This window comes from Pedobacter fastidiosus, from assembly GCF_014306625.1.
In the GTDB taxonomy this organism is placed as follows: Bacteria; Bacteroidota; Bacteroidia; order Sphingobacteriales; family Sphingobacteriaceae; genus Pedobacter; species Pedobacter fastidiosus.
Genome location: NZ_JACRYL010000007.1, coordinates 196,231 through 214,830 on the forward strand (window position 1 = coordinate 196,231; position 18,600 = coordinate 214,830).

The window sequence follows — 18,600 nt, forward strand, 5'->3', positions numbered from 1 at the left end:
TAATAATTTTGCAGGTTTTGCTTTCCAAAAAGGAGAACAAATTAATTAAAAACTAGGGCTTGTAGTATTCCAGCTTCAAATCTACACCATCAAATACGGCATAAGAATTATACCGAAGCCACTCACCAGTGTTAACATACCGGCTTCCATTGCCCAAATCGAGATCTAACGGTAAATGTCTATGGCCAAATATAAAATAATCGAAGTGTGCTTTTTTGAGTTGCTCCTTCGCATAAATGGCAAGCCATTCTCCATCGATACCGAAAAAAACTTCTTCCGGATTGCTTGCCGCCCTGCTGCTTTTGCTCCAGCCATTTGCTATGCCAATACCAAAATTTGGATGTACGCGAGCAAATAACCATTGGCAGATTTTGCTTCTAAAAATCTTGCGCAAAAACTTGTACTTGGTATCTCCCGGACCTAAACCATCGCCGTGGTGAAGGTAAAATTTCTTTCCACCACGTTCAATAATTAATTCATCACTAATTATTTCCATTCCGATTTCTTTTTTGAAGTAATCGAAAACCCACATATCGTGATTGCCTTTAAAGAAATAGATTTTTATTCCTGAGTCAGCCATCGAAGCTAATTTTCCTTGCAATCGGATAAATCCCTTTGGAATAACCTTTGCATATTCAAACCAGAAATCGAAGATATCGCCCATTAAAAATAACTCCCCACAGGTTGGTTCTATAAAACTTAACCAGCTTACAATGCGTTCTTCGCGGGCACGGCTTTCGGCATAATTTGGTGTGCCTAAATGAAAATCGGAAGCGAAATAAATATTTTTTGCCATGTACAACATCAAAGGTAATTGAAAAAGAGGAAAATAAAGGAAAAAGTAAAAAAGACCAAAGCTGAAAGACCAAAGGCAAAAAAACTAAAACAAATCAGTGTAATCATCCCGAAGGAAAAAACATATATTAGTAAATAAATCCCTATTAGTATGAAAAAGCCACTCATATTAAGCTTATTTGTAATGGCACTTTTTAGTTGCAAACAAACCAAAAATGCGGCACAAAAAATTACTTTAATGAACTACCCCGAAACGAGAAAAGATACTACAACAGATAATTATTTTGGAACATCCGTAGCCGATCCTTATCGCTGGCTAGAAGACGACAATGCGCCAGAAACCAAAAAATGGGTGGAAGCAGAAAATAAAGTAACCCAAAATTACCTTTCACAAATTCCCTTTCGTGCAGATATAAAAAGAAGGCTTACCGAATTATGGAATTACCCTAAAGAGGGCGCTCCATTTAAGGCAGGCGAATACTATTTATTTACCAAGAACAACGGTTTACAAAATCAAAGCATTTGGTACATTAAAAAAGGATTAGATGGAATTGAAGAGGTATTTTTAGATCCGAATAAACTCTCTGCCGATGGAACTGCGTCGGTTTCGATTTTGGGCATCTCCCACAATAAAAAATATTTGGCTTATTCTATCGCCCAGTCTGGTTCAGATTGGAGCAATATTTATGTTATGGATCTTGCAAGCAAAACCAAATTAGTTGATGAGTTAAAATGGACCAAATTTTCTGGTGCAGCATGGAAAGGCGATGGCTTTTATTACAGCAAATATGATGAGCCAGCCAAGGGCACAGAACTATCTGCGGCCAACAAATTTCAAAAGGTGTATTTCCATAAACTTGGCGATGAGCAAAAAGAAGATGAATTGATTTTCGAAGATAAAAGCAATCCAAACTTATATTTTGGAGCTGATGTTACCGAAGATGAACACTTCTTAATTCTTTATTCTAGCGCTGGTACTTCAGGAAATGCATTGTTTTATCAAGACTTGAAAGCGCCTCAAAGTAAAATCTCATTATTGGTAAAAGGTTTTGAAAACAACCACAGCATTGTGGAGAATGTAGGCGATAAACTTTTGCTGAACACCGATTTAGGCGCTGAAAACAAGCAAGTCGTTTTAATTGATCCGAAAAATGCTGATCCAAAAAACTGGCAAAAAATTATTCCAGAATCTAACTTGGCTTTGGAAAACGTTGGAACTGGAGGAGGCTATTTATGGGCTTCCTATTTAAAAGATGCCAGCACAAATATTATTCAATTCGATCTTTCTGGCAAAAAAATTGGCGAAGTAAAACTCCCGGCAATTGGAACGGTAGACAGCTTTGGCGGTTACAAAGATGATCAAGAATTTTTCTATACTTTTTCCAACTTCACAACGCCGGGTACCATCTACAAATATGATGTAGCGAAGGCAACCTCTACACTTTATAGAAAAACTGAACTTAAATTAAATACTGATCCGTATGAAACAAATCAGGTTTTTTATCCTTCGAAAGATGGAACAAAAGTGCCCATGTTTATTGTTCATAAAAAGGGTATTGTTTTAGATGGAAACAATCCTGTTTATCTTTATGGTTATGGCGGTTTCCAGATTAATTTAACTCCGGGATTTAGCTTATCCAGAATGATGTTTTTAGAAAAGGGTGGTATTTACGTTCAACCGAGTTTACGTGGCGGAAGCGAATATGGTGAAGCTTGGCACAAAGCCGGAATGCTGGAAAAGAAACAAAATGTTTTTGATGATTTTATTGCAGCAGCTGAATATCTGATCAAAGAAAAATATACTAATCCTTCAAAAATTGCAATTGCAGGTGGTTCAAATGGCGGTCTTTTGGTTGGCGCCTGTATGACTCAAAGGCCTGATCTTTTTAAGGTTGCTTTGCCTGCTGTTGGCGTTTTGGACATGTTGCGTTACCATAAATTTACGGTTGGTTGGGGCTGGATGGTGGAATATGGAAGTAGTGATAAGAAAGAAGACTTTGAGTATTTAATTAAATATTCTCCGCTTCACAATATCAAGACTGGGGTTAAATATCCGGCTACACTAATTACCACTGGCGATCATGATGATCGCGTAGTGCCAGCTCACTCTTTTAAATTTGCAGCTACGCTCCAAGAAAAATACAAGGGAGAAAATCCAATTTTAATCAGGATTGAAACTAAAGCAGGGCATGGTGCTGGCAAACCAACTACTAAACTAATTGAGGAAGCAAGCGATGCCTGGAGTTTTGTATTTCAGAATTTAGGGATGAATTGGTAGTTCCACGTTCTTTAATTACTTTTCCTCGCAAGACAAAAAAGCATTTCCCACTAAATCTATAGACCAATTATAATTTGCATTAAACGGTAAATAATCAATATGTTTTGTTTTATAAGAGCTTAGAGCATATAAAATACTGATTCTAATTGCATTACAGAATTATCTAGAATATTTCTAAATAGAGGAATTGATAATAGTTTATTTTGTAACTTTGCATCAAATTTTTTTGAATGATCTCTACTGATATAGCCGTAATAGGCGCTGGTCCGGTTGGTTTATTTGCCATTTTTGAAGCCGGTTTATTAAAAATGCGTTGCCATTTAATTGATTACCTTCCGCAAGTTGGTGGTCAGCTTTCTGAAATTTACCCTAAGAAACCCATTTACGATATTCCGGGTTATCCTTCTGTTTTAGCTCAGGAGCTTGTAGATAATTTAATGGAACAGGCAAAACCATTCCATCCTACTTTTACTTTGGGCGAACGGATTGAAGGCTTGGAAAAACGTGGCGAAGCTGATTTTGTTTTAACTACAAATATGGGCACTATAATCGAGGCTAAGGTTGTGGTTATTGCTGGTGGTTTAGGTTGCTTTGAGCCACGTAAACCTGCCGTAGAAAATCTTGAGAATTTCGAGAATGGAAAAGGCGTTAACTACATGATTCTTGATCCAGAAAAATATCGCAACCAGAAAATGGTGATTGCCGGTGGTGGTGATTCGGCTTTAGATTGGACAATTTATTTAGCTGAGGTTTGTTCTGAACTAACCTTGATTCACAGAAGTGAGAGCTTCCGTGGTGCTCCAGATTCGGTTGCTAAAGTTATGGCATTGGCCGAAAGTGGAAAAATCAACTTGGTTTTAAACAGTAACCTTCACGCTGTACATGGTGGCGATAAACTTGAGAAAGTAGAAATTGTTCAAAACCGCAGCATGGAAAAATCCATGGTTGATGCAGATCATTTAATTCCTTTGTTTGGCTTGAGTCCTAAATTGGGCCCAATTGAAGATTGGAATTTAAACATCAGCAAAAGTGCCATTGAAGTAAATACCGATGATTATTCGACCAACATTCCGGGTATTTACGCAATTGGAGATATTAATACTTATCCAAATAAATTGAAATTGATTCTTTGTGGATTCCACGAGGCGGCATTAATGAGCCACAGCGCTTATTCTTACATGAATCCTGGTATTAAATACACAATGAAATATACCACGGTTAACGGAGTTTCAGAATTTTAAGTTTTGAGGTAAAATAGTTTTTTATAGAAAACTATTTTATCTAAGTTTGCGCTAATAAGCGAGCAAAATGGAAAACAACATTACAATATACATGCAAGAACCGGATGGTTCAGTTACATCTCACGAGGCACCAACAGATATGGGCTTAAGTTTGATGGAGTTTTTAAAAGCATCTGAATATGATATTTTAGCTACTTGCGGTGGCATGGCGCTTTGTGCAACTTGTTGTGTTGATGTTTTGGAGGGCGAAGAGAAGCTTAATGAAATGACAGATGACGAGTATGCAATGCTTGATACTTTGCCAGATTTACTTCCAAATTCTCGTTTAGCTTGCCAATTGCAACTAAATAACAACATGGAAGGCTTAAAGGTAAAATTACACGGCGTAAGCTAGTATTTAAAACAATATAAAGATATGGCGATACTGAAAAGTGTCGCCTTTTTTGTTATTCGTTATTACGTGGCACGAAGTTAAACAACAGTCCATTTGGAACAAATCTCAATGCCGTATCGCTGGTCGAGATTTGTGAATTTGAAATACACTTAAAGGATTAAAAATCCTTAGCTCGCAAGACGGGATTACAAATCCCGACTAACTGAAGAATAAGATTGCTTCTTGCCTCGCAATGACGACTAATTGAGAAATTAATTAACCTCTACCCTTTTTCGCTCCACATTCCAGCCGTAAATTTCTATGGCCAGATTGCTTTGAGATCCAGTGTATTCAACTACAACAGTTTTGCTTTCACCTGGCAAAACGCTTACATAATTATCATTATAAAAAGCAGGTAAAATTCGTTTACCGGTTTCATTATCAATTAAAGCAATTCGGTTAAAAAATGCTACTGGATTGCCAATTACATTGCTCAATAAAACCTCAATCTTCCCCTTACTTTTTTGAGATGCGGTAACGTTTAATGGAGCAGATTTAAGCTCTTTATATTCGCCATCTTTTCCCGCTAACCAATAAAGGTTTTCACTTAAAACATTTTGCTTTTCGTTTAATATTTTAAGCGACACAAAGACGCCTTCTTTTTTATCCAATTTCTCCAAAAAATCATTCAGTGGGAAAAACTTTCTTACGGATGATGCCCCAATAGAATTAAAAACCTGAGAATAGAAGTATTCTTTTCCCTGCATATCATAAGCCTTTGCCTGCACCATTAAGTTGTTTCGATCGGTTAATCCGTTATTTACTACGATAACCATACTATCCGTTGGATTCATCATGATGTGCAATGGCTCACTACCTTTTCTTAAACCATATAAACAAGCATTGGGATCTAAATAATAATCGTACATCTGACCACGTAAAGCTGTCCAAGGGTTTTGAGTTTTCCATATGATCGAACCCGTGTACCATTCCCACATATGCGAAGAAAAACCTTCCATTAAAGCTCTGTATTGATCGTAATTTACAAGTTGAGCCTTCATGGCGAAGTCTTTGGCATCTTTCGCTTTTCCATAAGGATTAATGTGTTCATCGTAACCAATGTATTTATGGTATTCCCAAACAGAATCGGTTTTACTTTTAAATTGCGGGGCGATTAAATTCTCTTGCGGAATAAACCTTTCTAACGATTCGTAATCTCCAACACCAACAGAACCTACTTCAGAATTGTAAGGAAAAGTTCGAGTTGCCCAAAAACTTTTAGGATCTTGAATGCCGTACGGACCATCGCCATTCCCTCCTATTGTATTGTAAGACATTTTATCGCTATTAGAAAAATCGAACAAGATTCTAGTGCCATCCAGCCTTGGTAGGATTTCATTTTTTAAGGGTTCAAGGATATCTTCTGGCGGTGTAATTTCATTCCCTCCACACCAAAAAGCTAATGAGGCATGATTTCGGATCATTTTTATCTGATCTTCTATCGCTGTTAAAACCAAAGGGTGATTATCAGGATAATTTCTCCTGGTCCATTGGTCTTCCTTTTTCATAGGATCTACCCAACGGCCGTTACAATCGCCACTGAACCAAAAATCTTGAAAAACCAGCAAACCATATTTGTCACACGCATTATAAAATTCGGGTCTTTCTAAAATTGCACCGCCCCAAATCCGAATCAAATTTAGGTTCATATCTTTATGGTAACGAACCTCAGCATCGTAGCGGGCATCACTAAAACGAAGCATAGCATCAGATATGATCCAGTTTCCGCCCTTAATAAAAATCTTTTGTCCGTTTACGTAAGCGCCCATGCTTTTGGTTTCTTCATTCCAAATGTTATCGATTTGGCGAATGCCTACGTTTAAAATTTCTTGATCTAAGACTTGATTCCCACTAACAAACTTAATATTCAATGGATATAAATCTTGTTTACCATAACCATTTGGCCACCAAAGTTTCGGGTTTTCTAAAACGAGATCAGGTAATCTCACTTCAGTGTTTGCAGGCGAAATAGTCACGTTTTTCTTTACCAACTTACCTGCCATTTCGTATTGCAAAATTCCAGAGATGGGTTTTCCTGTTGGATTTTCGACTTCGACTGAGACCTTTATGGTTGCAGGCTGTTGCTTGGCATCTGGTAATCTTTTGCCAGGAACTAACGTTACTACATGCGGATTTTGGATTTTAATACTATGTGTTTTCTCAATAGTAACCTTATCCCAAATCCCGGTATTGCGATCTCGAGTGGGCTGAATCCAATCCCATCCTGCAGTATATTGTGTGGTTAAGCCTTTTGCAATCGTACCATCGCCGCCCTGACCGCCATTAGCATTGCCGGGAAAATCTGGTGGATAAACAATTACTGCAATTCTATTTTTGCCTGTTGATGAAAGCAGCTTGGTAATGTTATATTGTGCCCGCAAATGCATTCCCTCTAGGATTTTCTGGTTTACCTTTTTCCCATTAAGATAGATTTCTGCTTTATAATTTATGCCTCGAAACTGAAGCCAAACTTGCTCATTACCAACTGCTTTTTCTTCGAAATCTTTTACAAACCAATAGGTATAGTAATCGTTACCGGTTTTATAGATGTCGGGGATTTTTTCATTGTTCATTCCATAGAAAGGATCAGGAACTTTTTTATTGTTTAAAAGTGTTGTTAATATAGTTCCGGGAACGGTAGCAGGCATCCAATTATTTAGTGGAGCGCTTGATTTAGACAATTGATAACCATCAGCATTTGTTTCTTTTACATTTAGGCAAACCCAACCAGAATTTAATTCATAAGGTTGTTGCGCATAAACTGAAGCGGTTATAAAGAGCAGTAAAATCAGGGATATTTTTTTCATTATAATTTTTTAAATGCTTTGGGTTTTATCGTTCATTTTAAACCCGATAGAACGGAAAGCCCAAAGCGAGGGATAGCCTGTGCGTATTTTGGGAAAGCGAGGACTTGAAGTGATAGCGGGGCTTTCGGCTGCCATTATAACTGAACTGCTCGTTTTCAAAATTTAATTTAAAAACAGATTTTATTCTACCTCTAGCACAACCACATTATCTATCTCATTATTATTAAAGATGGTAGACAATTCTAATTTGCCCTTTTTTAGCGTGTATTTAGCCGGAGTACCGCCATTTAGTAAATACGCTTTTTTTATTTTTTTAAAAGGCACAGGCGCATAAGTAATTGCGGTCGTTTTTGGATCTAAAATATGAAGGTATATTTTTTTTCCATTCTGAGTTGAACTCCAAGATTCAGTTGGTTTAGCAAAGCCTGCTTTGGTATTATAAATGCTTTCTCCATAAATTTTAAGCCAATCACCCATCGAGTTTAAGCGAGTTATAAACTCTGGTTGAATTTCTCCATTTGGCATCGGCCCCATGTTAAGCAATAAATTTGCGCCCAAACTACTGGCTTTAACCAGCGTATGGATCAATTCGGTCTTACTTTTATAATTGTTATCGGTTAAATTAAAGCCCCAAGAACCATTCATGGTTACGCAGGCCTCTAATGGCACCTGTGCACTTGCTTCTTGAAAGCTTAAGCCAGATTTATTTTCGCCTGGCAAATCCTGTTCAAACATTTGAAAATCTTCTCCAGGAAATGGCGAAAGGTGATGATTATTGCCAATCATACATTGAGGTTGTAATTTATGAATAAGGCCATAAATTTCGTTGTATTTCCAATCGATACGCGAAGACCGATCTGCAGAACCTTCAGGAGCAGTTTGATCCCAATGGCCGTCGAACCATATCCCTCCAATTTCACCATAATTGGTTAATAATTCTGTTAATTGATTTTTCATAAAAGCGAGATAGCTGGCATAATCGCCATGGCCCTTACGACCGCTAGATTGCCCAGTTTTGCCTGTTTCATGTGGATAATCTTCTCGTCGCCAATCTAGCAAAGAGTAATATAAATAGAGTTTAATTCCTTGTTTATGACATTCATCAGCCATCATTTTTACAATATCCTTTTTGTAAGGTGTATTCATGATGTTAAAATCCGAATATTTGGTATCCCACATACTGAAACCATCGTGATGCCTTGTAATGAGTGTAATATACTTCATACCGGCATTTTTTGCCGTGCTTACCCATTTGGCCGCATCGAAATCGATTGGGTTAAAAAACTTTTCTAAACGGCTGTAACTTTCTACGGTTACTTTTCGCTCATTCATAACCCACTCCCCGCTGCCGGGAATACTAAATGGCCCCCAGTGGATAAAAAGGCCGAAACGAGCATCAGAAAACCATTCTCTTTGTTTTAAATTGGATTCAGTTGGCTTATAATCTTGAGCTTTTAAACATAAATTAAAAAATAGGATAAAGCTTACTAATACTAGTTTTTTCATCAGGAATATTTAGTTTATAGTGAAATGCTAATCTACGGGAGCGGTTTCTTTTGCTGGCTTGCCAATAACTTTATAATTGCCATCGCCTTTTAAAATGGCCAACATTTGGTTTTGATTATTAAACAATGTTTTCGCAGCGGCCAATTCTTTATCGTATTGAAAACTTTGCTCAATTCTGCCCTTTTCGTAAAAATATCTGCTTACAATTTGAGTTTCTAAAACACGCTTAATTTCTGCCTTATGCGTTGCCAAATCAGTTTTTTTAGAAGACGTTAACTTGTATTTTAAGTTTTCTAAATCAGCTTTAACCTCTGTTGATTTATTTTCCTTTTCGGCTTCCAAACGTAAATCAGAAAGTAATCTCTCCGTACGACTTTGGTAAGACAAGTCTTTATCTGCCAAAGAGCTCGCAAAAACAGCGTAATCTGCATCAGAAATTTGAAAGGCCTTTGCAGATGATAAGGTTGGTTTCTCCTTTTTGTACTGATTGGCGTAATTGAAAAACAAGCTTTTGTTAATCATCGAAATCGTAATCGGACTTAGTTTAGCTTGCTCCACTACAACATCTGGGTAAACACCATTACCACTATAAACGTTTCTACCTGCTTTGGTTTGGAACATTGTGATGGTAGAATCTGCGAATTTTTCTGCTACACCCTCGGCGTTTTTATGCGCATAATCTAACTTTTGGATGCATCTACCTGATGGTGTATAATATTTGGCAACGGTTACCTTAACCAAGCTATTGTAAGGAAGATTAAATGTTTGTTGCACCAAGCCCTTGCCATAACTGCGCTGGCCAATTACAATAGCACGATCTAAATCTTGAAGTGAGCCTGCAACAATTTCTGATGCCGAAGCCGAGCCCCCATTTACCAAAACGACTAAAGGAACAGTATTGGAAACGGGCGCAAATTGGGTTTTATAGGCGATTGTTTTTTCTACATTCTTGCCTTTTTGAGTTACAATTAACTGATCCTTATTAACGAAGAGATTTACAATTTTAACCGCTTCCTGAAGAATTCCTCCTCCATTATTTCTTAAATCGAGCACAATACCTTTCGGGTTCTCCTTATTAATTGCAAGCAAGGCATCTTTAACTTCCTGACCAGAGTTTTCTAAAAACTTATCGAGTTTGATGTATCCAATCCCATCACCAACCATTCCCGAATAAGAAACATTTGGTTGTTTTATCTCATCGCGAATTAACTTTTTGGTGAGTTCTTTGCCTTCTCGGAGCACAACCAAATCAACAGGTGTACCTTTTGGGCCACGCAGTAACTGGCTGATTTGAGCTCGGTCTTTTCCTCGAACATCAATCGCGTTAATTTTGATGACCTGATCGCCAGGCTTAATTTCTTGCTTATTCGCCGGATAACCTTCACTTACTTCGTTAACGAATAATTTTCCATCTATAAAAAGTGTACTTGCGCCTATTCCGCCATATTGAGTGCTTACATATTTAAGTCGGTAATCTTCAATCTCCGATTCGGGAACATATTCGGTGTAAGGATCCAAACTATCCAACATGGCGTCGATCCCGGTTTTCATTAACTGTGGAGCATTGGTTTCATCCACATAATTAATATTGATTTCCTTATAAAGCGATGCGAAAATATCGAGGTTTTTAGAAACTAGAAATAAATCTTCTTTAAAAGAGAAAGATAATATGGCGATGCCGAATGCAGCAACCAAAAGACTGTATTTAATTTTCTTCATGCTCCTAATGTTTGTTATTCCTTTTGTTGCCTTTGCATTAAGCACATCTTTTAAAGATTACTTATTGAATAGCACGAAGGTAAATGTACAAAAAGGGATAAAGATTAAAAACAGCTTATGCAAACAGAGCGTAATTAAAGCGTTACTGTATTTAAAAGCAAGGAATTAAGATAAGAAAGGGTTACAGCCTATTTCCTTTGGTATCGGCCAAGGCTTTTTGGATGGTAAATTCGATATAAGTGCGATCGCGTTTTACCAAACGCATTAAATCCTCAATCAGCTGATCTTCTTTACCTGGAGCAAAATCTAAAGGTTCATTAGCAAGATCGCGGTATTTCCTTAAGAATTTTGTTTTTACTTTAAATGCAGTTTCTGCGGTAAGTTGAAAATTAGCCATAGCAAAATTTATTTGTGGCAAAAGTAAAAAATATTTGTGGCAGGTTTATGGCTTTTTAGTGGATATGATAAAAAAAACAGAAATATGTTTATCATCTTAGCATGATAATTGTGTTAAATGTGCGTTATAAAACCTAATTAAGTATTTATACCAAAAAATCAAACCTTAAACACAATGAAAAAACTTATCTTCTCTATTGTTTTCCTAACCATTGGTTGGGCAACATCCCAGGCGCAAACATTTAACCTTGGCATAAAAGCTGGTGTTAACTTAGCCAAAATTAATGCTGATTTTGCCAGTGAAGAAAATCGCTTAGGTTACCAAATTGGTGCTTGGGCACGAATTGGTGGCGCAAGTTTCTATGTACAGCCCGAAGCTTATATTGGCAGCAAGGGAAATAAATTTATCAGCTTTACAAACAACAGCAATACAGAAGTTGCTGCCGAAGGTAAAGTGAAATTTACAACGCTTGATATTCCTGTTTTATTCGGTACTAAGTTCGGCGCCAAGAATTTGAATTTCCGCGTAATGGCCGGTCCGGTAATTTCGTTTATTTTAGATGACAGTTCTACCTTCAGTTCTGCTTATGCACAGGCTACAGATTTTAACAATTACAAAAATCAGGCTTTTGGCATTCAGGCTGGCGCAGGCGTAGATGTTGGCAGCATTTCTGTTGATTTACGTTATGAAGCTGGTTTATCAAACATCAGTAAAAGTGATAAATACAAACAGACCCCGAACTTATTTCAGTTGAGTTTGGGCTTTAAGATTTTGTAAGAGATTAGTTAAAAAAAAACCAAGTCAGAGAACTGACTTGGTTTTAAAACCGAGACAGGTTTTAGTTTGATAGAATAGCTTACATAACAAAAGATCTTTTTTTGATGAATTGCCCTAAATTTATCTATTTGGTGTATTGTCTATAAACGGTCGATTTACGACCGTGCCGGTGTACGGCAGTGTTATGTCTCCTCTTAAGCTAAATGAATAAGTATTCGACTTAATTACACTTACAGCGGTTCTAATTACAATATTTGTGGGCGTTCCAGTGTAGCGTAAAATCAGATCGTAAACCCCTTGTGGAATCTTAGTAAAATTTGAAGCGGTTTTATACGCAACGTTTGTTCCAACTAGAGTTTCTACAGAGGTTGTTGTGTTTTTCATTATCAAATCGAATGCGTTTGCATTGTAGCAGGCATGAACCAACCGAACATAAGCGGTAGAAGAGTCGATTGGAGGAAGGACATCATCAATTATAAATGCATCTGTTTTCTTTGTAGTGGTATTGTATAATCCTGATAAATAAATAGAATAATTTTTACCATCGGCTACTTGTTTATTCAGTGTTGCAATTACCACGTTGGGATCAACCGTAGCTGTGCTTGGCCTTTTAGCCATGAAGTCATAGGTTCCTGCTGGAATAATTGAATATGCATTAGTTGATGGATAAACAGCCGCATAGGCAACACCCGCTGTTGCGCTTTCTACACCAGTTGTAGAAGATGCTGCGGAAACCTTTGTCTCGTTTGCATAAAAATTTATAATTGGAGCGTTAAGCGCAAAATTAAAATATTTAAGTTGTGCACCTCCATTAATTGGTTCAGCTATATTCTGAACAGCATTTTTCTTACAAGAGAAAATTATTGTCGATAGCAGTAGCACTGCTAATAAGATATGTTTTCTTTTCATGTTCTTTATTTAAGGAGTGGTGATCCACATTTCTTTAGTTTGATAATCGGTTGCTAATCCTCCAATTGCATTTAATCCATCTCTATTCCAAATGTATTCAGAATTGTATCTTGGTCTCATTCTCTGTACGACTTTATTTTGATTATCGGGAAACAAAACTAATGGAATTGCAAAACCTAAAAATACTTGATTTCCTGTTACAGGATCTTTATCTATATAATGATATCTCCTTAAATCTGTCCACTGCTCAACATGTGCCCATCCCCATTGTGCGATATATTTCTGACACATAATTTGTGATAATGTTAAAGCCGCTGGTGTTGCTGGTGTAATAGCAGGCAATGCTAAATATGTTGACTTTTCTAGAGCTGTAATTTGAGTTGGTGATTGGCCATCATCGGTATTTCTAGCATTTACGAAATCAAAATGAGCCGAAACACCATTATTATAAGCATTTAAAGCAGTTGTTTTATCACCCTTTTTGTAAGCTGCTTCCGCTTTAATAAATTGTAATTGAGCATAGGTTAAAAAGGGAAATTTACTTTTTCTGGCAAATAAATACCTTGCTGGAGTTGTTATCGCAACATTCGCAGCGGCTTGAGAGGTATATCCCCATAAATTATTTGGTTGTTGGGCAGCTGTTAAAGCACCAATACCGAAATTAGGCTCTAAACCTCTATATAAACCATCGGGTGATGGCGATAGCATTCTACTCAATCTTGGATCAACACCACCTGTAAATAGGGTTCCATCCATTAACGATAAAATAAATTTCGTTTGTCTTAATGTACCAATGTTATTTCTTGTTGCCGATAAGAAATTAGCATCATCATTCGCAGAGCCAACATATTGAATTAATGCATCATCAACATTGCCCACAAAAGAAGCATCGACTGCAGCAATCACAGCATCAGGATTGTATGTGGATTTGTTAGAATAGTGGTTTAATACCATTGCTTTTAATCCATAAGCAAATTTAATCCAAGCAGCTCTTTTTCCCTTATAAACAAAATCAGTTTTGGCAAGATAAGCTTCATTAACACCGCCATCTGTTCTACTTAAATTGGCTATCGCAGCGTCAATCAACCTCAAGGTTTCTTGATAGGCATATTCTTGAGTATCGTATTTAAAAGTGGTTTTACTTGCATCGATTGCTTCTTTAACAATAATTTCGCCATTCGCATCCGTTGCAGTCTCCCAACCCCAAGCCTTTAAAATTTGTGCAACACCTAGTAAATCCCAACGCTCTTCTTGTGTTGCTTTATTAGTCATATCAACAAGATTTTGCCCAAAATCATAATAGGTAGTTTTCCAAATTTGTGCACCTTGATCAGGAGCTGTTCCCCCTTGGTTATGGCCGTGCCTTTCCCAGATATCCGCAGATGAAGTAGATGCCCAGTTCTGTGTATATCTAGCAATGTAAATACCATCATACTGAGGCGCTGTAGCCATCCAATGTAACATTGGAGATAAATATAAATTTGCCTCCACAACCTGAGGTGCATTAGGATTGGTATTAACATCTAAAAATTTCTTACAACCACCCAGAGTTATAAGGCTTCCTAAAATTACTATTATAAATATTTTTTTCATTTTAATTTCTCCTATTATAATCCAATTTTAACACCAAAATTTAACCCTATTGGAATTGGAAAATTGCCGTAATCAATTCCCGATGCACCAGAACCACCAACAGCAGCTGTATTACCATTCACGACCGGATCTAAACCAGAATAGTTGGTTATTAAAAATAAGTCGGTTCCTGTAACGAATACACTTGCGCTTTTAAAGAATCTCTGTTTGCTTAAAAGAGTTTGAGGCAATCTGTATTGAAGCGTTACATCTTTTAATCGAACCCAATTAATATTCTGTTCGATAAATAATTCTTCACTCAAAGATGAGTAATAGGTATTTTGATAAAAAGGTGTTATCGAAATGTTATTAAGTGTTGGGTTGGCTGTATTTTCCTTACCATCCTGTAACACACCGGTAACAATTCTTGGTGTCAATCTATCAAGAGTCATAGTACTTAAACCCTTTTGAGTAAGGTAATTTTGCGTAGCATTCATTACATCGCCACCTTTTCTAATATCTAATAGGAAAGATAATGCGAAGCTCTTATACGTGAATGTATTAGAAATACCAATTGAGAAATCAGGCTGTCTATCGTAACCTTTACCCTGACCTTGGATATACACACTTGACCTTACTGGTAGGCCGCTAGCCGGGTTAATTAAGATATCCCCTCTATCATTTCTCAAATAAAATGTTCCCGTTAATGATCTGGTAGAATAACCGGGTGAGTTTCCGTTCCTAATACTTCCGTATAAGAAAGTATCTGATACGTAAGATTCTGGAAGTGAGTTCGGCAAACTTAAAACTGTTGCTTTAGCGTGTTCGAAGTTTACCAGTACATCCCAATTAAAATCTTTAGTTTTTATAGGCGTACCTCTCATTGTAACTTCTATACCCTCACTTCTTGTTTTAGCTCCATTCAAGTTAAATAAAACATAACCTGTTGCATAACTTCCCCTAATATCATTTACAATTTGATCAGAAGTTTCTTTCCTGTAAACAGCAACATCCAAGCCTAATCTGTTATTAAAAAATGTTAGTTCTGTTCCGAATTCGTAAGAACTTGCAAACTCAGGCTTAAGCGCTAGGTTTGGCCCAGTAAATCCATATCCAAAACCACCGCCTACTGTTGTTTTTGTTTCAAGAGATGGAACGTAAGCATAAGGTCGAGCATCTTTACCCACGTTTGCAAATGCTGCCCTTAATCTACCCGATGTAAATATCTTACTTAAGCTTTCTTTAAATGCTGGAACCTCCGTAAACACAAAACTTCCAGATACTGAAGGATAAAAAAATGAATTTTCACCAAGAGGAATTGTAGAAGTCCAATCGTTTCTTCCCGTAGCCGTGATGTATAAATAATCTTTATAATTTAAAGTTGCTCTTCCGAATAAACTAAATAATCTTCTTTGTGATATTGATGACTTCGCATTCCTAAGCGTTGTCGTGGTATTGTTGATGGATATAAAATTTGGGTCTAAAAACCCTTCCCCGTACTGCGCATCAACGGATGATTTAAGATCTTGAATAGCATTACCTAAAGTTGCATCAAATGAAAGATCTGATGTGATTTTCTGCTTTGTTAAATTGAGCAAATTCTGAATATTGATATTTCTTGTATTATCATTTGCAACATCCATAATACCCTGTTTACTGAAACCCCTTGAACTCTCAGGATGACTCAACAAAAGATTTTTGTTAGCGTAAACATCAAAACCAATATTTGATTTTAGATTCAACCACTTGACTGGCGTGATCGTAAAACCGAAATTTGATGTGATTCTGTTTTGAATGGAGTTAATTTTATTTTTGTTAACGTTAAAGTAAGGATTTTCTACCTCAGAAGTTAAATCTGTTGCAGTAGCAAACTTTCTTCTCGTACCTGCTGATGTTAAGTAATTCCTAGCATCATCTTCCTGAGGCCAAAGTAATAAACCAATTAGTGGCCCACCAGACCCCTTAAATGGCTGATTGTTTACAGCATAAGTATAATTCATAGTTAAATCAACCTTTAACCAATCGTTTACCTTGCCATTTGTAGATCCATTTAATGTAAATCGATCATAATCAGAATTTGGGACAACGCCGTTTTGTGCAGTATAAGAACTTGAAATTCTGTAACTCATATCTTGTCCACCGCCATCGAATGAAATATTATGTTTTTGAGTTAGTGCTGTTTGAAAAAATCCATCAATATTATCATAAAGCACAGTGCCTGGCGCATATGCTGGTCCAAAATATTGTAAAGTTCCGGCAGTAGCTACACCGCCTGTACCTAATCCGTAAACACTTTGAATCTCAGGCTTCGCACTTGTTTTCTCTATTCTAAAACTGTTACTATAATTTATAGATCCCTTACCCGATTTACCTCTCTTTGTTGTGATCACAATTGCTCCATTAGCTGCATCGATACCATATAGTGCGGCAGCTTCTGGACCTTTCAAAACAACAAGACTTTCGATGTCTTCAGGATTTATATCTGCTGCACGATTTGTGAAATCGACCCCTCTATTAGAAAATGCTGTTGTAGAACTATTATCAGAATAAAATGCTGAAGTATTTAAGGTCTTGTTATCAATAGGTAATCCATCTACTACGAATAAAGGTTGGTTACTCCCGCTGATTGAACTTACGCCCCTTATCGTAATTGAAGACGATGCCCCCGGAACACCAGATGAGCTTGTAACTTCAACCCCTGCAATACGTCCTTGAAGAGCATTAATAAAGTTCTCTCTTTGAGTATCTGCAAGGTCTTGTCCCTTAACCTCCTGTTGTGATGTTCCTAATGATTTCTTTACAACTCGCTGTCCTAACGCAGTAACCACAACTTCGTCTAGATTTCCAGCGTCACCCGCCAACGAAACATTAATAGTTGTGTTTGCTCCAATTGGTCTTTCTACGGTTTTATACCCAATGTAAGAGAAAATTAAAACATCGGTTTGCAATGCCTTAATGGAGAAATTGCCATCGCCATTGGTTTGTGCGACAACGGTGGTTCCTTTTACACGAATGGAAACACCTGGTATAGGCCCATCGGTTGAGGAGACCTTACCGGTAACGGTTATTTGCTGCGCTATGGCATGAGCCAGCAACAAAAACGTACCAAGAATAGTTAGTAGTAGTTTTTTTTTCATAAACTGCCTGTTTAGAATGGAATGAATTAGTTAAGTTGATTGTTTGATAGTTGTTTGCTAAAACACGCACAATAACGCATTTTATATATTATTTAGCTAATATCATAAATGTTTTTTAATAAAAAAACAATTTAACAAACTATTTCACAACCCGCAACAAAATTAAATCGCACAAAAACGCAAAAACACGCAAAATTTAAAAAATCACAAAATGTTTTATACATTCGCCTAAACCAAACCTACATTATGCTAAAAAGAGAACGCCATGATTTTATTATGCGCCAGATCAACCTACACAATCGGGTATTAACTTCCGATTTAGTTCAACTGCTAAATGTTTCTGAGGATACCATTAGGAGAGATTTGCAGGAATTGGTTGATGAGGGTTTGCTTTTTAAGGTTCATGGTGGTGCGCTCTCGAAATCTTATCACAGTTCTTTTGATGATAGCACCGTTTATGCCAGAGATAGTAAAATAATTATCGCCAAAAAAGCAACCAACCTAATTAAAGACGGTATGGTGGTTTTAATTGGCGGCGGAACCACTATTCTGGAGTTTGTGAAACAGCTTCCCCAAGGAATTTCTGCCACATTTTTCACAATAAGTCCATTAGTAGCCGTAGAACTGGCAAAATACAACAATGTTGAAGTAATATTGATTGGCGGTTTATTTTCTAAAAATTCGCAAGTTACTTATGGAGGCCACGTCATTTCTCAGCTTTCTGAAATTAAGGCCGATTTATGTTTGATGGGAACCAGTGCGCTCCATCCAGAAGGTGGCTTAACCGATACTGACTGGGAAATTAATCAGCTTAAGAAAGCCATGCTTGCCTGCTCGAAAAAATCTGCAGTGTTGTGTATTTCTGAAAAACTCGATATTACATTAAGGCTCAAGGTTTGCCCAATAGAAAGTATCAGTTATCTGGTTACCGAATTAGATAACAAACATGAGTCTTTGGCTGATTACCAAAGCAAAGAAGTAAATATTTTATAAACAAAAGGCTCGAATTAATCGAGCCTTTTGTTTTGC

At 37.0% G+C, this 18,600-nt stretch carries 13 protein-coding genes; 5 read left to right on the forward strand and 8 right to left on the reverse strand.

Annotated features, from left to right (window positions below):
• Positions 1 to 52: 52 nt before the first annotated feature.
• The gene (locus tag H7U22_RS09745; protein WP_187071168.1) at positions 53 to 796 is read right to left on the reverse strand and encodes a UDP-2,3-diacylglucosamine diphosphatase; all 744 of its coding nucleotides are present in this window, start codon (positions 794 to 796) and stop codon (positions 53 to 55) included.
• Between the two features lie 150 nt (positions 797 to 946).
• Between H7U22_RS09745 and H7U22_RS09750 the strand changes: the two genes are divergently transcribed.
• The 3 genes from H7U22_RS09750 (at position 947) to H7U22_RS09760 (ending at position 4,708) form a co-directional block, all read left to right on the forward strand.
• Positions 947 to 3,073: a prolyl oligopeptidase family serine peptidase gene (locus tag H7U22_RS09750; RefSeq protein WP_187071169.1), complete on the forward strand. Its 2,127-nt coding sequence runs from the start codon at positions 947 to 949 to the stop codon at positions 3,071 to 3,073.
• 230 nt (positions 3,074 to 3,303) lie between these two features.
• Positions 3,304 to 4,314, forward strand: a complete 1,011-nt coding sequence (locus H7U22_RS09755) for an NAD(P)/FAD-dependent oxidoreductase (protein ID WP_187071170.1) — start codon at positions 3,304 to 3,306, stop codon at positions 4,312 to 4,314.
• Between the two features lie 67 nt (positions 4,315 to 4,381).
• Entirely contained in the window at positions 4,382 to 4,708 is a 327-nt protein-coding gene (locus H7U22_RS09760) for a 2Fe-2S iron-sulfur cluster-binding protein (protein ID WP_187071171.1), read from the forward strand.
• A gap of 251 nt (positions 4,709 to 4,959) precedes the next feature.
• Here the strand turns inward: H7U22_RS09760 and H7U22_RS09765 are convergent, their stop codons facing one another.
• The 4 genes from H7U22_RS09765 to H7U22_RS09780 all read right to left on the reverse strand — a co-directional run bounded on the left by H7U22_RS09765 (position 4,960) and on the right by H7U22_RS09780 (position 11,176).
• Entirely contained in the window at positions 4,960 to 7,554 is a 2,595-nt protein-coding gene (locus tag H7U22_RS09765; RefSeq protein ID WP_187071172.1) for a glycoside hydrolase family 2 protein, read from the reverse strand.
• 180 nt (positions 7,555 to 7,734) lie between these two features.
• The gene (locus tag H7U22_RS09770; protein ID WP_187071173.1) at positions 7,735 to 9,060 is read right to left on the reverse strand and encodes an alpha-L-fucosidase; all 1,326 of its coding nucleotides are present in this window, start codon (positions 9,058 to 9,060) and stop codon (positions 7,735 to 7,737) included.
• 27 nt (positions 9,061 to 9,087) lie between these two features.
• Positions 9,088 to 10,779 carry a S41 family peptidase gene (locus tag H7U22_RS09775; RefSeq protein WP_187071174.1) on the reverse strand — a complete coding sequence of 564 codons (1,692 nt, stop codon included), beginning with the start codon at positions 10,777 to 10,779 and terminating at the stop codon, positions 9,088 to 9,090.
• A gap of 181 nt (positions 10,780 to 10,960) precedes the next feature.
• On the reverse strand, positions 10,961 to 11,176 hold the full coding sequence (locus tag H7U22_RS09780) for a hypothetical protein (protein ID WP_109925480.1): 216 nt from the start codon (positions 11,174 to 11,176) through the stop codon (positions 10,961 to 10,963).
• Positions 11,177 to 11,350: 174 nt separating this feature from the next.
• On the opposite strand from H7U22_RS09780, the gene H7U22_RS09785 reads away from it, so the two are divergent.
• Positions 11,351 to 11,953, forward strand: a complete 603-nt coding sequence (locus H7U22_RS09785) for a porin family protein (RefSeq protein WP_187071175.1) — start codon at positions 11,351 to 11,353, stop codon at positions 11,951 to 11,953.
• Between the two features lie 120 nt (positions 11,954 to 12,073).
• On the opposite strand, the gene H7U22_RS09790 is transcribed toward H7U22_RS09785, so the two are convergent.
• Genes H7U22_RS09790 through H7U22_RS09800 form a run of 3 tightly spaced genes read right to left on the reverse strand, consistent with a single transcriptional unit; the run spans position 12,074 to position 17,571 of the window.
• On the reverse strand, positions 12,074 to 12,862 hold the full coding sequence (locus H7U22_RS09790) for a DUF4397 domain-containing protein (RefSeq protein WP_187071176.1): 789 nt from the start codon (positions 12,860 to 12,862) through the stop codon (positions 12,074 to 12,076).
• A gap of 9 nt (positions 12,863 to 12,871) precedes the next feature.
• Positions 12,872 to 14,455, reverse strand: a complete 1,584-nt coding sequence (locus tag H7U22_RS09795; protein ID WP_187071177.1) for a SusD/RagB family nutrient-binding outer membrane lipoprotein — start codon at positions 14,453 to 14,455, stop codon at positions 12,872 to 12,874.
• A 14-nt stretch (positions 14,456 to 14,469) separates the two neighbouring features.
• Complete coding sequence (locus H7U22_RS09800) at positions 14,470 to 17,571, reverse strand: SusC/RagA family TonB-linked outer membrane protein (protein WP_187071178.1); 3,102 nt, start codon at positions 17,569 to 17,571, stop codon at positions 14,470 to 14,472.
• Positions 17,572 to 17,817: 246 nt separating this feature from the next.
• Between H7U22_RS09800 and H7U22_RS09805 the strand changes: the two genes are divergently transcribed.
• Entirely contained in the window at positions 17,818 to 18,564 is a 747-nt protein-coding gene (locus tag H7U22_RS09805) for a DeoR/GlpR family DNA-binding transcription regulator (RefSeq protein WP_187071179.1), read from the forward strand.
• Positions 18,565 to 18,600: the final 36 nt, after the last annotated feature.